Here is a 15239-nt window from a genome sequence, read left to right as displayed (position 1 = left end):
GCGAATGATCGACGACCGATCCTCGCAGGTGGCCGTACCGCGCTACGCCGGGGGTCGGCTCCGGGTCATCGCGGCGCGCAGGTCTTCCCGCCGCAGCACCCCCGCGGGCCTGCCTTCGTCGTCCACGACGAGGAACTGCCACGCGGCGGTTTCCCTGACCCGCTCGGCGATCTCCTCCCCCGACTCCGAGGAGAGCAGCACGGTGTCGGCGCGGATCGGCTCCGCGGCCATCTCCGCTGGCGCGTGCGGAGACGTCCCGGCCAGTTGTGCGGCGGCCGTCTCGTCGAGCAGCCCGGCGGCGACGCCGTCGGCGCGCACCAGGACCACCCCGCGGCCCGCCGAAGCGGCCAGCGCGTCCGAGACGGGGCTTTCCGCGGGAAGCTGCAGAACGGGCCGGATGAGTTCGCTCAGCCGTACGCCTTCCGGCCAGCCTCGGCGTGTTTCGGCGGCGAGTTCGCTTCGCGCGCCGAGGACCACGAACCACGCCGTCACGACGCAGACACCGAGGCGGAGCCAGCGGTCCTCGCTGCCCGCCGCCAGACCCCACAGCGCCCAGACGACCAGGCCCGCCGCGACGACACCGCCCCCGACGACCGCCGCGCGCGTGCCCTTCTCGCGGCGTCCCGTGGCAGCCCAGACCCCGGCGCGGACCAGCCGTCCGCCGTCGAGCGGAAGTCCGGGAAGGAGGTTGAAGATCCCGACGGCGAAGTTCGCGACGGCGCATTCGGCGATGAGCAGCCAGGCGGCGCTCTCCGGCGGGACGGCGAACATCAGCAGCCCGCAGAATCCGCCGAGCAGCAACGAAACCACCGGTCCCGCGGCGGCGACGAGCCCTTCCTGCCGAGGCTGGCGGGGAGTCCTGGCGACCTCGGAGAGGCCGCCGAGCAGGAACAACCGCAGGCGCCGGACCGGGATGCCGAGGCGCAGCGCGACCAGGCAGTGCCCGAGTTCATGCGCGAGCACGGAAAGTCCGAGAAGGACCGCGAACGCGGCGGCCAGCAGCCAGGAGGTCAGCGTGGTGACCCCGGGCAGGATCCGGCCGACCAGCGGCGTGTAGAGCACCACGATGATCAGGGAGCCGATCCACCACGAAGGGGCCAGCAGCACGGGGATCCCGGAGACCCGGAACAGCAGGAGCCCACCCTCTGGTGCCACGCCTCGTCGAGGCGGGCCCTGCTCACCCGTCACCGCCATGTGTCGAAGCGTAGATGCCCAGGTGTGGGGTGCCGGTAACCCGCCCTTCCCGTCCGGGTGGTGTCGGTCATGCCACTCCGGTCCGTCGCGGTCCCGAAACTGTCGGTACCCGGCGATACGCTTCCCCCATGCCCGACACCGACACGGTCACCGCCGATCCGCCGCCCGGCGCCGAAGTCCCGCGCCGTCGGCCGGCCCTGTCCCCGTCGCGTGCCAGCGACTTCAAGCAGTGTCCGCTGCTCTACCGCTTCCGCGCGGTCGACAGACTGCCCGAGATCCCGACGAAGGCCCAGCTGCGCGGCACGCTGGTGCATTCCGTGCTGGAGCGCCTGTTCTCCCTTCCGCAGGCCGATCGCACGCCGCCGCAGGCCAAGGAGCTGCTCGCACCGGCGTGGGAAGAGCTGTCTTCGGAGCGTCCGGAGTGGATCGAGCTGTTCGATCAGGAGGATCCCGAGGCCGTCACGTCGTGGCTCGCGTCGGCCGAGCAGCTCGTCGACACCTACTTCGGCCTCGAAGATCCGCGCCGCCTGGAACCGGAAGCGTGTGAGCTGCACGTCGAGATCGAACTGGGCTCCGGAGTCCTGCTTCGGGGCTACGTCGACCGGCTGGACGTGGCGCCGACCGGCGAGATCCGCGTCGTCGACTACAAGACCGGTGCCGCGCCGCGCGAGATCGGCGAGGCCAAGGCGATGTTCCAGATGAAGTTCTACGCCGTGGTCCTCTGGCGGCTTCGCGGTGTCGTGCCGCGCCAGCTGAAACTGATGTACCTCACCGACGGGCAGTCCCTGGCCTACACGCCCGACGAGGGCGAGCTGATCCGCTTCGAGCGCACGCTGGAGGCGATCTGGCAGGCGATCCTCAAAGCGGGCAAGACCGGCGACTTCCGGCCGAATCCGAGCAAACTCTGCGCGTGGTGCGATCACCAGGCACTCTGCCCACAGTACGGCGGCACTCCCCCGCCGTACCCGGGCTGGCCGGAGCCGGATCCCGGCGAGGAGTCCGTATTGGACCGTGCGGATTAGGCCGTGTCCGGTGAGTCCGTTCGATGGGCTTCGTGATCCAGGTGGTTCCTGGCGGTGCGGGCGGATCGGCCTCGTACCGGGTCGTACTCGGCCGCATCCGCCCGTGCCGTCAGGGGGCGCCTGGGCGCGGAGACCGCGAACGGCCTCATCGGACACGGCCTAAGGTGCTTATGTGACAGAAGCGTTTTACGTGCCGTCAGGTGACGGCGTCTTCCTCCCGACCCCGCACACCGCCGGCCCGTGGACCCCGGACGCGCAGCACTTCGGGCCGCCTTCGGCGTTGCTGGTCCGCGCGCTCGAAGAGGTCGAGGCGCCCCACGCGAGCCAGCTGGCCCGGGTGACGGTCGAGATCCTCGGGCCCGCGCCGCTGGAGGAGCTGTCGGTACAGGCCCGGGTGGAACGGCCGGGCCGGTCGGTCGAATGGCTGACAGCCGAGCTCTCCCACGGCGAGCGGGTCGTCGCCCGTGCCTCGGCGTGGCGCATCGCGACGTCGGACACCACCGCGGTGGCCACGGCGGATGCTCCCGCGCTGCCGTCGCCGGACGGGCTGCCCGCGTCGAACTGGCCGGAGGGCTGGCTCGGCGGGTACCTGCAGGCCGTCGAGTGGCGCAGCGTCAAGGGTGCGCTGGACGAACCCGGCCCCGCGACCGTCTGGGGCAGGCAGCGCGTCGCGCTCGTGGACGGGGAGAAGCCCAGCCCGCTGCAGCGGTTGTTCGTGCTGGCGGATTCCGGCAACGGGATCTCGAACTTCCTGGACCCGCGGGAGTGGTGGTTCATCAACTCCGAGCTGACGGTGCACCTCCGCCGTCCGCCCCTCGGCGACTGGATCGGCGTCGACGCGGCCACCCTGGTCGGCCCGAACGGGATCGGCACGGCGACGACGACGCTGCACGACACGTCGGGGCCGATCGCCTCCGGGGCGCAGGCCTTGCTGGTGCGGCCGCGACAGGCGGGCTGATAGACGCGCTTTCTCGGCGGGTTTCCAATAGCCTTCCCGGAACAACAGACACAGGGAGCGCTTCGGCATGCAGATCACCTCGGTGGTCAACCAGAAAGGCGGGGTCGGCAAGACCTCACTCAGCGTGGGCGCGGCGGCCGCACTGGCCGAACGCGGCCGCCGGGTGCTGCTGATCGACCTCGACCCACAGGGCCACGCGACCACTGAACTCCTCGGCCTGGACGAGGTGGCGCCGGACATGCCCAGCCTCGCGAAAGCCCTGACCAAGGTGTGGAAGGGCCCGATCGAGGAACTCGTCGTCCGGCATCCGCGCAGCAATCTCGGGCGGGGTGGCGCGTTCGACGTCATCCCGACCTCGCCGGGGATGTTCGACCTGATCCGGCGGCTGGACCAGTTCCGGGTGCCCGGCTGGCAGCTGGCCAGGGTCATCCAGTTCGCCAACTACGACCACATCATCATCGACTGCCCGCCCGCGCTCGACGTACTGACCAACAACGCGCTCGCCGCTTCGCACGGGATCCTCGTGCCGGTGCAGCCGGACCGGACGAGCATCCGCGCGCTGCGCCTGCTTTCGGACCAGGTGCGTTACGTCGAACAGACCGTCGGCCGTCCGCCGATCGCCTACTACGGTCTCGTGCCAGGGCTGTACCGCCGCCCGATCTCGCATTACGCGGCCGCGGCGTTGCAGGAGCTGTACGCGTTCGGGATCCCGATGCTGTCGCACGTCCCACTCGGCGTCGTGATGAACGAAGCCGCCGCGCACGGCGTTCCGGTGACGACGTACGCGCCGGAAACGCTGCAGGCACTGTCGTTCCGGGAGATCGCGGAGACGCTCGACGGCTACCTGCGGAATCATCCGGCCGCGGCGATCGTGCCCGCGGACGAGGAGTTCGTCTTCGAGGACTTCATCACCGAGGTCTCGGTGACCCGTAGCGCGAAGGACAACGGGGCACGCAAGAAGCTCTACGACCTGATGCCCAAGAAGCCCAACCGCCCCCGCTAGCCAATGCCATGAACGGTCCTTTCCTCCCAAATTTCGCAAGGAAAGGACCGTTCATGGCGTCTGGAGCGGGGGTCAGAGGCGGCAGGCCCGGATGTCCGAAGCGAGGACGGCCTTGGCGCCGGTCTCGGCGAGCTCGTCCATGATCCGGTTGACCTCCTTGCGCGGCACCATCGCCCGCACGGCCACCCAGTCCGCGTCGGCCAGCGGCGCGACGGTCGGCGACTCGAGACCCGGCGTGATCGCGATGGCCGCGTCGAGCAGCGACCGCGGGCAGTCGTAGTCCAGCATCATGTAGTGCTGGGCGAAGACGACACCCTGCAGCCGCGCCTTCAGCTGATCCTTGGGCCGGGTGTGCTCGGTGCCCGCCCGCTGCAGCAGCACCGCCTCCGACACGCAGATCGGGTCCCCGAAGGCCACGAGGTTGTGCTGGCGCAACGAACGTCCCGACTCGACGACGTCCGCGATGGCGTCGGCCACGCCGAGCTGGATCGAGATCTCGACGGCGCCGTCGAGGCGGATGACCTCCGCCTCCACCCCGTGCTGCTTCAGGTTCTCGCGCACGAGCCGCGGGTACGACGTCGCGAGCCGCTTGCCCTGCAGGTCTTCGGCCCGCCACTCCCGGCCCGCCGGCGCGGCGTACCGGAAGGTGGAACCGCCGAAGCCGAGGCCGAGGATCTCCTCGACCGGGGCGCCGGAGTCGAGCGCGAGGTCGCGGCCGGTGATGCCGAGGTCCAGCTCGCCGGATCCGACGTAGATCGCGATGTCCTTGGGACGCAAGAAGAAGAACTCGACCTCGTTGACCGTGTCGAGCACGGTCAGGTCGCGGGCCTCATGTCGCTTGCGGTAGCCGGCCTCTCCGAGCATCTCCGACGCGGCGGCGGCGAGGGCTCCCTTGTTCGGCACGGCGACACGCAGCATTGCTTCTCCTTGGTTCTCCGGACGCGAACGCGTCACAGGTACCGGTACACGTCCTCTGTCGACAGTCCTCGGCCGAGCATGAGCACCTGTACGCGGTACAGCAGCTGTGAAATCTCCTCGGAGAGCCTGTCGTCGGATTCGTGCTCGGCGGCGATCCACACCTCGCCCGCCTCTTCGAGCACCTTCTTGCCTTGCGCGTGCACTCCCGCGTCCAGCGCGGCGACGGTGCCGGAACCGTCAGGGCGCGTGCGGGCGCGCTCGGCAAGCTCGGCGAACAGCTCATCGAAGGTCTTCACGGTCTGGAGATCCTTCCATCCGCGCCCGCGTCGCGCTGCCCCGGGCCGGTGTGTTGCCGCTCGCGTCACACTTCAGAACAGCGCGGCACCGCCCCGTTCGAAGTCGAGCAGGTGCCGTTTCCGTTCGACACCACCGCCGTAACCGGTGAGATCGCCGTTGGACCCGATCACGCGATGGCAGGGCACGATGATGCTGATGGGGTTCTTCCCGTTCGCGAGGCCGACCGCGCGCGACGCGGTGGGCCTGCCCAGACGGTCGGCGAGCTGACCGTAGGAAACCGTCTCGCCATATGGGATCCCGAGCAGGCCTTCCCAGACCATCCGCTGGAATTCGGTGCCGCCGAAGCTCAGCGAAAGATCGAATTCCTTCCGCTGTCCGGCGAAGTACTCCTTCAGCTGCTTCTCGGTCTCGACGAAGATCGGCGCGCCCGGGTCCGGATGGCCGAAGCTCTCCTCGGCCGGACGGTGCCGCTGCTGGACCATGTAGACCCCGCAGAGGCTTTCGCCGTCCGCGACCAGAGTCAGCTTGTCGTACGGGCTGTCGATGACGGTGTGCGTGCGCATGGCGTTCCTCGGAGTCAGGCGGCGGGCAGCTTGTTGATCGGGTGATCTCCGGTCGCCCAGAGGTGCTGGACGGCATAGGCGCGCCACGGGCGCCAGCGTTCCGCGTGCGTGGCGAACGCCGCCGGGCCGAGTCCGAACCCCTTCGCGGCGATTTTGACGCCGAGGTCGGTCGGCAGGAAGGCGTCGGGGTCACCGAGCGAGCGCATCGCGATGCTCTCGACGGTCCACGGGCCGAAGCCGGGCAACGCGTGCAGGCGCTCGCGGGCGGACTGCCAGTCACTTCCCGCCCCGAGGTCGAGCCCGCCGTCGTTCAGTTCGGCGACGAGGCCGAGCAGGGTCCGCTTGCGGCTCTGCGGCATCGCGAGGCTTTCCGGGTCGATTTCCGCCAGCGCGGCGGCGTCCGGGAAGACGTGGGTGAGGCCGCCGTCCGGATCGTCGACGGGCTCACCGTGCGCGAGCACCAGCCGGGCAGCGTGGGTTCGCGCGGCCGCGGTGGACACCTGCTGCCCGAGGACCGCCCGGACGGCGAACTCGTCACCGTCGACCGTCCTCGGCACCCGCCTGCCGGGCGCGGCGGCCACGAGCGGGCCGAGCAGCGGGTCCGCGCCCAGGGCTTCGTCGACCGCGGCCGGGTCGGCGTCGAGGTCGAGCAGACGGCGGCAGCGGCTGATCGCGGTCGAGAGATCCCGCAGATCCGACAACGTGAGCCGGCAGCCGATGTACCCGTCTTCCGGCTTGAGCGCGACGACGGCCGCGCCGTGCGGGAGCCGCAGCGTGCGGCGGTACGCGCCGTCGCGCCATTCCTCGACACCGGGGACGCCAGTCGCGACGAGATGCCCGAAGAGGTTGTCCGGGAACAGCGGCTTCCGGTACGGCAGGCGCAGGTTGAGCGTCCCGGGCGCGGTCGCCGGCGCGGTGCGGACGCGGGCCCGCAGTTCCGTCGGGGACAGGGCGAAGACCTCGCGGACGGTGTCGTTGAAGGTCCGGACGCTGCCGAATCCCGCGGCGAGGGCGACGTCGATCATCGACAGGCCGGTCGTCTCGATCAGCAGCCGCGCCGTCTGCGCCCGTTGCGCACGGGCGAGGCTGAGCGGGCCCGCGCCGAGTTCGGCGCGCACGTGCCGCTCCACCTGCCGGACGCTGTAGCCGAGCCGGGCGGCCAGCCCGCTCACGCCGTCGGTGTCGACGACGCCGTCGGCGATCAGCCGCATCGCCCTGGCCACCAGGTCCGCGCGCTCGTTCCACTGCGGTGACCCGGGGCTGGCGTCCGGACGGCACCGTTTGCAGGCACGGAACCCGGCCTCCTGCGCGGCCGCCGCGCTCGGGTAGAACGTCATGTTCTCCGGCTTGGGCGGGACGACCGGACAGCTCGCCCGGCAGTAGATCCGCGTCGTCAGGACGGCGGTGAAGAACCAGCCGTCGAACCGGGCGTCCTTCGCCTGGACCGCCCGGACGCAGCGTTCGAAATCCTCATGCACCAGGCCAGCATCACCGACCGCACCGGGTGCGGTCTAGCGGAAATGCGACATGGCGGTCAGGGCAGGAGCGCGGTCAGCGCCGGCACGTCGAGCCCGACCAGCGACGAACGGAACACCCGCCGCTCTCCCGGTTCGACGTCGACGTCGTTCGGGATCACCACCACCGTGCAGCCCGCGGCGGCCGCGGAAGCCGCGCCGGGCGGTGAATCCTCAATCGCCACACACCGGGAAGCCGGGACTCCCAGCAATTCCGTGGCCAGCTGATACGGCCTCGCGTGTGGCTTGTTCAGACCATCGACCTCGTCACCGCAGACCGTGGCGGCGAAGTAGTCGCGGCCGATGGTGTTGAGCGCGAGTTCGGTCAGCGACCGTTCGGTGGAGGTGACCAGCGCCATCGGGACACCGTTGGCGCGCAACAGTTCGAGCAGCTCCTGCGCGCCGGGGCGCCACGGGAGCGGACCGTCGAAGAGGTTCGCCGTGCGGCGGCGGATCCACTCCCCCATCTCCGCGATCGACTCTGGTGTCACGGGCCTGGCGCACACTTCGAGCAGGAACGCGGCCGTGTCGTCCATATTGGACCCGACAAGACTCAGGCGCTGCTCCTCGGTCAGGCTTCCGCCGAGGCTCTCGACGGCCTCGTAGAGCGCGACGTCCCACAGCTTCTCCGAGTCGACCAGCGTGCCGTCCATGTCCCACAGCACGGCGGCGAGTCCGTCCGGTGTGGACGGTTCGGTCACGGCTCCCCCTCACGTTCGGTCAGGCCTTCCGGAGCCCACGGTAGCCGAGATGGATTCATGTCGACGGCCAGGTAAGTGCCCGAAATGTCGCATTGCGTCGGCTCCGCGCGGTTCGCGCCCGCGAAACGCCACCGGACATGCCCAACGGCACACGGCCGCCTGGTCGTAGGCTGGTCCGGTGAGTGAGCCCGTCGACGAGACCCAGCGGCCCGGCCGCGACCACCCGGATGACACCAAGCCGATCATGATCGTCGCCTTCGAAGGATGGAACGACGCAGGTGACGCGGCCAGCCGGGCGGTCGAGCATCTCCAGCTCAACTGGGATGCGACCCCACTGAGCGAGCTGAGTCCTGACGAGTACTACGACTTCCAGGTCAGCAGACCGACCGTGCGCATGGTGGACGGCGTCACCCGGCGGGTCGACTGGCCGACCACGCGGCTCTCGGTGTGCCGCCCGGAGGGCTTCAGCCGGGACATCGTGCTGGTGCAGGGGCCGGAACCGAACATGCGCTGGCGCGCCTTCTGCGCCGAACTGCTGGAGCACATCCAGCAGCTGGAGGTCTCCACTGTCGTCACCCTCGGCGCGCTTCTGGCCGACACCGCGCACACCCGGCCCGTCCCGGTCACCGGGACGGCGTACGACAAGGACACCGCTTCGCAGTTCGGGCTGGAGCTGAACAACTACCAGGGGCCGACCGGCATCGTCGGGGTCCTGCAGGACTACTGCGTGCAGGCGGGGGTCCCGGCGGTCTCGATCTGGGCGGCCGTGCCGCACTACGTCTCGCATCCGCCGTCGCCCAAGGCCACGCTGGCGCTGCTGCACAAACTCGAGGACGTGCTCGACGTCGAGATCCCGCTCGGCGCCCTTCCCGAGCAGGCGGAGGAGTGGCAGCGGACGGTCACCGAGATGGCCGAGGAGGACGAAGAGATCAGCGAGTACGTCCGGGGGCTCGAGGAGCGCGGCGACGCGGAGACCGAGTTCACGCTGGACGACGTCAGCGGGGACAAGATCGCGGCCGAGTTCGAGCGGTACCTGCGGCGGCGCCGTCCCGGCCAGGACGGTCCCGGGCGAGGCTGAGCGCACCCTCCTGCCGCAAATGTCATGAAGGGGCCGTTCCTGACGTTTTTCGTCAGGAACGGCCCTTTCATGACATTAGAGACTCGCGCCCCCGTTGAGGCGTCAGAAGATGCGCCGCAGCGGGATCGGTCCCCGCGACCGCTTCCGCCACTCACGCGGATAGCCGAGCGAGACCTCTTCGAAGCGCACGCCGTCCGCCTCCGTGGAGCGCGGGATGTGCAGATGCCCGTAGACGGCGACCTCGGCACGGAAGCGCAGGTGCCAGTCCTCGGTCTCGGTCGTCCCGCACCACAGCGCGAACTCCGGGTAGTACAGCGGTTCGGTCGGGTGGCGGTGCAGCGGCCAGTGCGACATGAGGATCGTCCCGTGGTCCTCGGGGATCGCCTCCAGCCGCTCCGTGCTGATCTTCACCCGGTCGGCGCACCACGCCTGCCTGCTGGGATACGGATCGGGGTGCAGGAAGAACTCGTCCGTGCACAACACGCCCGCCTCACGCGCCTGCTCGATGGCCGCCAGCATCGGCAGCCCGTCGGCCAGCGGGGTCCGCCAGCTGTAGTCGTACAGGACGAACAGCGGCGCGATCGTCAGCGGCTTCTCCTGGTGCTCCCACACCGGGTACGGGTCCTCCGGGGTGAGGACGTCGATCTCGCGGCAGCGTTCCACCAGATGCTCGTAGCGCGCCTGCCCGCGCAGCTGACATTCATCCTTCTGGGTGGTCCACAGCTCGTGGTTGCCGGGTACCCAGACGACCTTCGCGAAACGTTCACGCAAGGTCTTGAGCACCCCGATCACGGATTCGGCGCGTTCGGCGACGTCACCGGCCACGAGCAGCCAGTCGTCGGGGGTCCGGGGGACGACCTCGTCGACGAGCGGGGCGTTGCCCTCATGGGTGACGTGGAGGTCGCTGGTGGCGAAGAGATGCGGCACTCCACCACCGTAGCTTCACCCGGTCCGGGGAACCGCCGGAATTGCCTTACCGCGCAGCCTTCCCGACGCCGACACGGCCAGCACGATCAACGCCGAGAGGGTGTGCAAACCCGCCTGGACGTTCAGCAGGACCCCCGTGCCCAGCACGTCCAGCAGCCAGCCGGTCAGCAACGCGCCCAGCGCCGTGAACCCCGCGGTCCCCGCGAAGACGGTGCTCAGCACGCGGCCGGAGCGTGCCGGGGACGCGGCGGTCTGGACCAGCGAGAGCAACCCGGATCCGGCGAGCACCCCGGGTGCGCCGACCAGGCCGAAGAGCCCGATGAAAACGCCCAGCGAAGCGGTCAGCGCGGGCAGATTCCAGATCAGCGCCGACAGCAGGCCGAGCGCGAGCCCGCCCCAGCCGAGCAGTGCGGCGGGCGCGACCTTGCGGGCGACGGTGGCGACGGCGAATCCCGCGGCCAGCCCACCGAGCGCCTGTACGCCGCGTAGGAGGCCGACGTCGCCTTCGGTGCCGTCGAGGATGTCGAGCACGAAGACCACGAACAGCACCAGGAACATCCCCTGTGCCAGCGACGTCAGGACCACGACGACACCGGCGAGGCGAAGGCGTCCTTCGCGGCCGATCTCGCGAAGCCCGTCGAGCCACGCTCGCAACACCGGTTCGTGCGGTCCGGCCGCTTTCGGCGCCGCGACACGCTGGAACGGGCGCGCCAGGAGGGCGGAGCCGATCACCAGCACGCCGAGATAGGCGACCACGACCCAGCCCAGGCCGCCGAACCCGAGCAGGAGACCGCCCGCCCAGCCACCGGCGAGCCGGGCGACGCTGCCGTTGATGCTCATCAGGCCGTTGGCGCCGATCAGCTCGCCGGGAGGGACCAGTTCGGGCACGAGCGCGTTGCGCGCGGGCTCGAACAACGAAGCCAGGCCCGCCTGCGCGGCCATCACCGCGTAGATCACGTGGACCGGGCCGCCGGACGCGACGAACAACAGCGGCAGCGCCACGAACGCCTGTCCCGCGCACACCACGCACAGCACCAGCCGCCGGTTCCAGCGATCCGCGATCACGCCGGCGACCGGGCTCAGCAGTACCGCGGGCACCAGGCCCAGGACGATGCTCAACGCCGTGGTCGCCGCCGAACCGGTCGCCTGGAAGACGAACACCGGCAACGCGATCTGCAGCATCCACTCGGCGGTCTCGGAGAAGAACGCGGCGATCCACAACCGCGCGAACGCGGGTTCCCTCAACGGTTTCATCTGCCCGGTTTCCCCTCGGCGTCGATGCGGAGGAACGCCCGCAGTCCCAAGTGGACCGGGAGTGCCTCCGCGGGAGCGTCTTCGCGGATCGCGCCGACGTAGGGCCGCACGAGCGCGTCGATCCGCTGGACCAGCTCGTCCAGCTCACCAGCGGTCACCCGCAGCGAGTAGGTGTTGATCCCCGAAGCGTCCCGCCACTCCTTGCCGAGCCGGTCGGCGGCGTCGAGATAACGCTCGGTCAGCTCCTTTTCCCGCGCGAGGGTGGTGCCCACGACCGCCAGCTGCGCGCCGTGCAGCTCCGGGTCGTCACCGAACTCGATGCCGACCTGGCACGCCCGCCACGGCCGCTCCCGCCCGTCCTCCCCTTCGACCCGCTCCACGAGACCGTGCCGCGCCAGCTGACGCAGATGCCAGCTGCAGTTCGAGGCGGTCGAGCCGACGGCCGCCGCGCACTCACTCGCGGTCCGCGGGCCGACCGCCATGAGGTGGTCCACCAGCGCCGAACGCAGCGGATGCGCCAACGCCCGCATCAGCTCGACGTCTTCGATCCGCTTGCGCGGCGGTAACCCGGCCATCGCCCGATCCAATCTGAAAGACTTCTTTCGAAAGTTCTCTTTCAGATTCACAGGCAGCCGCCGCGCTGTCAAGCGAGTCACGCTCCGGCGAACAAGAAGGGGGTTGACTAATGCTACTGGTGTTGCGTTAGACTCTCCGCATCATGGACAACTGACATCGCACCTTCCCCGTTCCGAGGCGGCTCCGGTCGAGCACAGCTCCCGCAAGCCACGAAGCCCGGCGGGGTCCCCCCATGTCCGAAGAAGCACGGTGATGTCGTATGTCTCTTTCCCTGATCGCCAAGGACCTCGTCCACTCCTACGGCGCCCGCGTCGTCCTCGACGGCCTGAACCTCACGGCTTCGGCCGGGCAGCGGCTCGGGCTGGTCGGCGAGAACGGCGTCGGCAAGTCCACGCTCCTGCGCCTGCTGGCCGGCGTGGAAGAGCCGCAGGGTGGCGAGGTGTTCCGCGGCGACGACCTCGGATTCCTCTTGCAGGAGTTGCCTTTCCCGCTCACGGCGCGGTTCTCCGACGTCATCGACGACGCGCTCGCCGAAATCCGGCGGGCGTCGGCGAGACTCGACGAACTGACCGCGGTGCTAGCCCGGCATCCGGACGACGCCGCCGTGCTCGACGAGTACGGCACGGTGCTCGAATGGGCCCAGGCGCACGACCTGTGGGACGCCGACCGGCGCGCCGAGGTCGTGTGCGCGGGGCTCGGGCTGGCCGGGATCGACCCGGCGCGCGAACTGGGCACGTTGTCGGGCGGCCAGCGGTCGCGGCTCGGCCTCGCCGCGTTGCTGATCCGGCGGCCAGGCACCCTGGTCCTGGACGAGCCGACGAACCACCTCGACGACGCCGCGATGGAGTTCCTCGAACAGCATCTCGCTTCGCTGACCGGGGTCCTCGTGCTGTCGTCGCACGATCGCGTGTTCCTCGACGCGGTGTGCACCGACATCGTCGACCTCGACCCGGCTTTGGGCGGCCCGACCCGGTACGGCGGCACGTATTCCGACTACCTGGACCAGAAACGGGCCGAACGGGCGCGCTGGGAACAGCGGTACGCCGAGGAACAGGACGAGCTCAAGGAACTGCGGGAATCGGTGGCCGTCACCGCGCGCAACGTCGCGCACAACCGGCCGCAGCGTGACAACGCCAAGATGCTCTACGACTTCAAGACCGGGAGGGTGCAGAAGCAGATCTCACGCCGGGTCCGCAACGCCCAGCTGCGGCTGGACGAACTGGAACGCGATCAGGTGCGGAAACCGCCCGCGCCGCTGCGGTTCCAGGGCGATCTGACCGGCGAGCCCGGTGAGGGGAAGACCGCGATCTCGGTACGGGACATCGAGATCGCGGGACGGCTGCGGTTGTCGACCTTGGACATCACGACGACGTCGAGGCTCCTGATCACCGGTGGCAACGGCGCCGGGAAATCGACGCTGCTGTCCGTCCTCGCCGGCTCGCTGACCCCGGACTCCGGCACCGTCCTTTCCGGACGCGGCGTGCGGATCGGCCTGCTGGCACAGGACGTCGTGTTCGCCGAGCCGGAGAAGACCGCGCAACGGACCTACGCCGAAGCCCTCGGCGAGGACGCTCCCCCGTTGCGCGAGCTGGGGCTGCTGGCCCCGCGCGATCTCGGGACCCGGGTGGGCGCGTTGTCCGTCGGGCAGCGTCGGCGGCTCGCGCTGGCGCTGCTCATCGCCGATCCGCCCGAGGTGCTCCTGCTGGACGAGCCGACGAACCATATCTCGCTCACCTTGGCCGAGGAGTTGTTCACCGCGCTCGATTCCGCGCCGGGTGCCGTCGTCATCGCGTCCCACGATCGATGGCTGCGGCGTGATTGGGCGGGTGATCACCTCCGGCTGGAAGCCGGTCGCGTCGCCGTGTAGGGCGTTATACGGATGTCAGGAAAGGGTCGTTCAGGACGAAAGATGTCCTGAACGCCCCTTTCCTGACGTTCCTCAGAGCTCGATGCCGAGCAGTGCGTCGACCGCGTTCCGGATCAGCCCGGGTGCGGCCGGGTCGGTGCCGGAGCGGTTCAGCGCCTGCTCCACCCAGGCGTCGACGGCCGCGAGCGCCTTGGGCGTGTCGAGGTCGTCGGTGAGGTGGTCACGCAGCCGCGCGACGGTGTCCTCCGCGGCGGGACCCGCGGCGAGAGAGACCGCTTCACGCCAACGCGCCAGCCGTGCTTCGGCATCCGACTGCAACTGCGCGGTCCACGGCCGGTCCTCGCGGTAGTGGCCGGCGAACAGCGCGAGCCGGATCGTGCCGGGGTCGACCTTGTCGGCGCGCAGCCGCGAGACGAACACGAGGTTCCCGCGCGACTTCGACATCTTCTCGCCGTCGAGGCCGATCATCCCGGCGTGCACGTAGTGCCGCGCGAACGGCCTGTCCCCCGCGACGGCCTCCGCGTGCGCGGCGCTGTACTCGTGGTGGGGGAAGATCAGGTCCGAGCCGCCGCCCTGGACGTCGAAGCCGAGACCGAGCCGGTTGACCGCGATCGCGCTGCACTCGATATGCCAGCCGGGCCTGCCCGCGCCCAGTTCGGACTCCCACGAAGGCTCGCCCGGCCGCGCCATCCGCCACAGCAGCGCGTCCAGCGGGTGCTGCTTGCCGGGACGGTCCGGGTCGCCGCCGCGTTCGGCGAAGAACTTCGCCATGGTCTCGGCGTCGTAGTTCGACTCGGAACCGAAGTGCCCGGTGGCGTTGTGGTCGAAGTAGATGTCCGGGTATTCGGCATCGTCCGCGCGGTAGGCGCTGCCGTTGGCCAGCAGCTTGGCGATGACCTCGACGATCTCCGGGATGCTCTCGACGGCCCCGACGAACTGCCGCGGCGGCAGCACCCGCAACGCGGTCATGTCCTCGCGGAACAGCGCCGTCTCACGCATGCCGAGGACGACCCAGTCGTCCTTGTCGCGCTCGGCGCGCTCCAACAGGGGCTCGTCGATGTCCGTCACGTTCTGCACGTAGTGGACTTCGTGCCCGGCGTCCCGCCACAGGCGGTTCACCAGGTCGAACGTCAGGTACGTGGCCGCGTGCCCCAGATGGGTGGCGTCGTACGGCGTGATGCCGCAGACGTACATCCGGGCGGTGGGCCCGGGCGCGGTGGGACGGATCTGTCCCGTCGCGGTGTCGTGGAGCCGCAGCGGACGGGGGGTGCCGGGGATACGGGGCACGTCGACCGATGACCAAGTCTGCATACCCCGACTGTAAGCGGAGCCGCCGCGCCGTTCCCGCCCGGTGGGAGACGAACACG

General features: G+C 70.0%; 15 protein-coding genes. 5 read left to right on the top strand and 10 right to left on the bottom strand.

The window, feature by feature from the left end:
- Nucleotides 1-42: 42 nt before the first annotated feature.
- Nucleotides 43-1194, bottom strand: coding sequence for a M50 family metallopeptidase (locus ED92_RS13225; protein WP_052120516.1), 1152 nt, complete (start codon nucleotides 1192-1194; stop codon nucleotides 43-45).
- Between the two features lie 128 nt (nucleotides 1195-1322).
- On the opposite strand from ED92_RS13225, the gene ED92_RS13220 reads away from it, so the two are divergent.
- From ED92_RS13220 to ED92_RS13210, 3 genes are all read left to right on the top strand, one after another.
- The gene (locus ED92_RS13220) at nucleotides 1323-2216 is read left to right on the top strand and encodes a RecB family exonuclease (RefSeq protein ID WP_037337482.1); all 894 of its coding nucleotides are present in this window, start codon (nucleotides 1323-1325) and stop codon (nucleotides 2214-2216) included.
- Between the two features lie 172 nt (nucleotides 2217-2388).
- A complete protein-coding gene (locus tag ED92_RS13215; protein ID WP_037337479.1) occupies nucleotides 2389-3174 on the top strand; it encodes a thioesterase family protein in 786 nt (261 codons plus the stop codon).
- A gap of 67 nt (nucleotides 3175-3241) precedes the next feature.
- Nucleotides 3242-4177, top strand: a complete 936-nt coding sequence (locus ED92_RS13210) for a ParA family protein (protein WP_037337476.1) — start codon at nucleotides 3242-3244, stop codon at nucleotides 4175-4177.
- A 72-nt stretch (nucleotides 4178-4249) separates the two neighbouring features.
- Here ED92_RS13210 and hisG read toward each other — a convergent pair whose 3' ends face one another.
- From hisG to ED92_RS13185, 5 genes are all read right to left on the bottom strand, one after another.
- On the bottom strand, nucleotides 4250-5095 hold the full coding sequence (gene hisG / locus ED92_RS13205) for an ATP phosphoribosyltransferase (RefSeq protein ID WP_037337473.1): 846 nt from the start codon (nucleotides 5093-5095) through the stop codon (nucleotides 4250-4252).
- Between the two features lie 32 nt (nucleotides 5096-5127).
- Nucleotides 5128-5391, bottom strand: coding sequence for a phosphoribosyl-ATP diphosphatase (locus tag ED92_RS13200; RefSeq protein WP_016334149.1), 264 nt, complete (start codon nucleotides 5389-5391; stop codon nucleotides 5128-5130).
- Between the two features lie 72 nt (nucleotides 5392-5463).
- Nucleotides 5464-5955, bottom strand: coding sequence for a methylated-DNA--[protein]-cysteine S-methyltransferase (locus tag ED92_RS13195; RefSeq protein WP_037337468.1), 492 nt, complete (start codon nucleotides 5953-5955; stop codon nucleotides 5464-5466).
- Between the two features lie 14 nt (nucleotides 5956-5969).
- The gene (locus ED92_RS13190) at nucleotides 5970-7433 is read right to left on the bottom strand and encodes an AlkA N-terminal domain-containing protein (protein ID WP_037337465.1); all 1464 of its coding nucleotides are present in this window, start codon (nucleotides 7431-7433) and stop codon (nucleotides 5970-5972) included.
- 56 nt (nucleotides 7434-7489) lie between these two features.
- Nucleotides 7490-8170: an HAD family phosphatase gene (locus tag ED92_RS13185; RefSeq protein WP_037337463.1), complete on the bottom strand. Its 681-nt coding sequence runs from the start codon at nucleotides 8168-8170 to the stop codon at nucleotides 7490-7492.
- A 178-nt stretch (nucleotides 8171-8348) separates the two neighbouring features.
- Between ED92_RS13185 and ED92_RS13180 the strand changes: the two genes are divergently transcribed.
- Nucleotides 8349-9248, top strand: a complete 900-nt coding sequence (locus ED92_RS13180; RefSeq protein ID WP_037337460.1) for a PAC2 family protein — start codon at nucleotides 8349-8351, stop codon at nucleotides 9246-9248.
- A gap of 102 nt (nucleotides 9249-9350) precedes the next feature.
- Here the strand turns inward: ED92_RS13180 and ED92_RS13175 are convergent, their stop codons facing one another.
- The 3 genes from ED92_RS13175 to ED92_RS13165 are packed head-to-tail and all read right to left on the bottom strand — an operon-like array spanning nucleotide 9351 to nucleotide 12004.
- On the bottom strand, nucleotides 9351-10175 hold the full coding sequence (locus ED92_RS13175) for a metallophosphoesterase (RefSeq protein WP_037337457.1): 825 nt from the start codon (nucleotides 10173-10175) through the stop codon (nucleotides 9351-9353).
- 15 nt (nucleotides 10176-10190) lie between these two features.
- Nucleotides 10191-11429: an MFS transporter gene (locus ED92_RS13170; protein ID WP_037337454.1), complete on the bottom strand. Its 1239-nt coding sequence runs from the start codon at nucleotides 11427-11429 to the stop codon at nucleotides 10191-10193.
- Nucleotides 11426-12004 (bottom strand): helix-turn-helix domain-containing protein, encoded by a 579-nt coding sequence (locus ED92_RS13165; protein ID WP_037337451.1) that lies wholly within the window; start codon nucleotides 12002-12004, stop codon nucleotides 11426-11428. Before ED92_RS13165 ends, ED92_RS13170 begins: the two co-directional genes overlap by 4 nt.
- Nucleotides 12005-12264: 260 nt before the next feature.
- Between ED92_RS13165 and ED92_RS13160 the strand changes: the two genes are divergently transcribed.
- Nucleotides 12265-13872 carry an ABC-F family ATP-binding cassette domain-containing protein gene (locus ED92_RS13160; RefSeq protein ID WP_037337448.1) on the top strand — a complete coding sequence of 536 codons (1608 nt, stop codon included), beginning with the start codon at nucleotides 12265-12267 and terminating at the stop codon, nucleotides 13870-13872.
- A gap of 72 nt (nucleotides 13873-13944) precedes the next feature.
- On the opposite strand, the gene mshC is transcribed toward ED92_RS13160, so the two are convergent.
- Nucleotides 13945-15183: a cysteine--1-D-myo-inosityl 2-amino-2-deoxy-alpha-D-glucopyranoside ligase gene (gene mshC, locus ED92_RS13155; protein WP_037337446.1), complete on the bottom strand. Its 1239-nt coding sequence runs from the start codon at nucleotides 15181-15183 to the stop codon at nucleotides 13945-13947.
- Nucleotides 15184-15239 lie beyond the last annotated feature (56 nt).

Source organism: Amycolatopsis sp. MJM2582 (genome assembly GCF_000754115.1).
Taxonomy (GTDB): Bacteria; Actinomycetota; Actinomycetes; order Mycobacteriales; family Pseudonocardiaceae; genus Amycolatopsis; species Amycolatopsis japonica.
The sequence above is the reverse complement of the archived record's forward strand: the minus strand, read 5'-3'. Positions and strand labels throughout refer to the sequence as shown.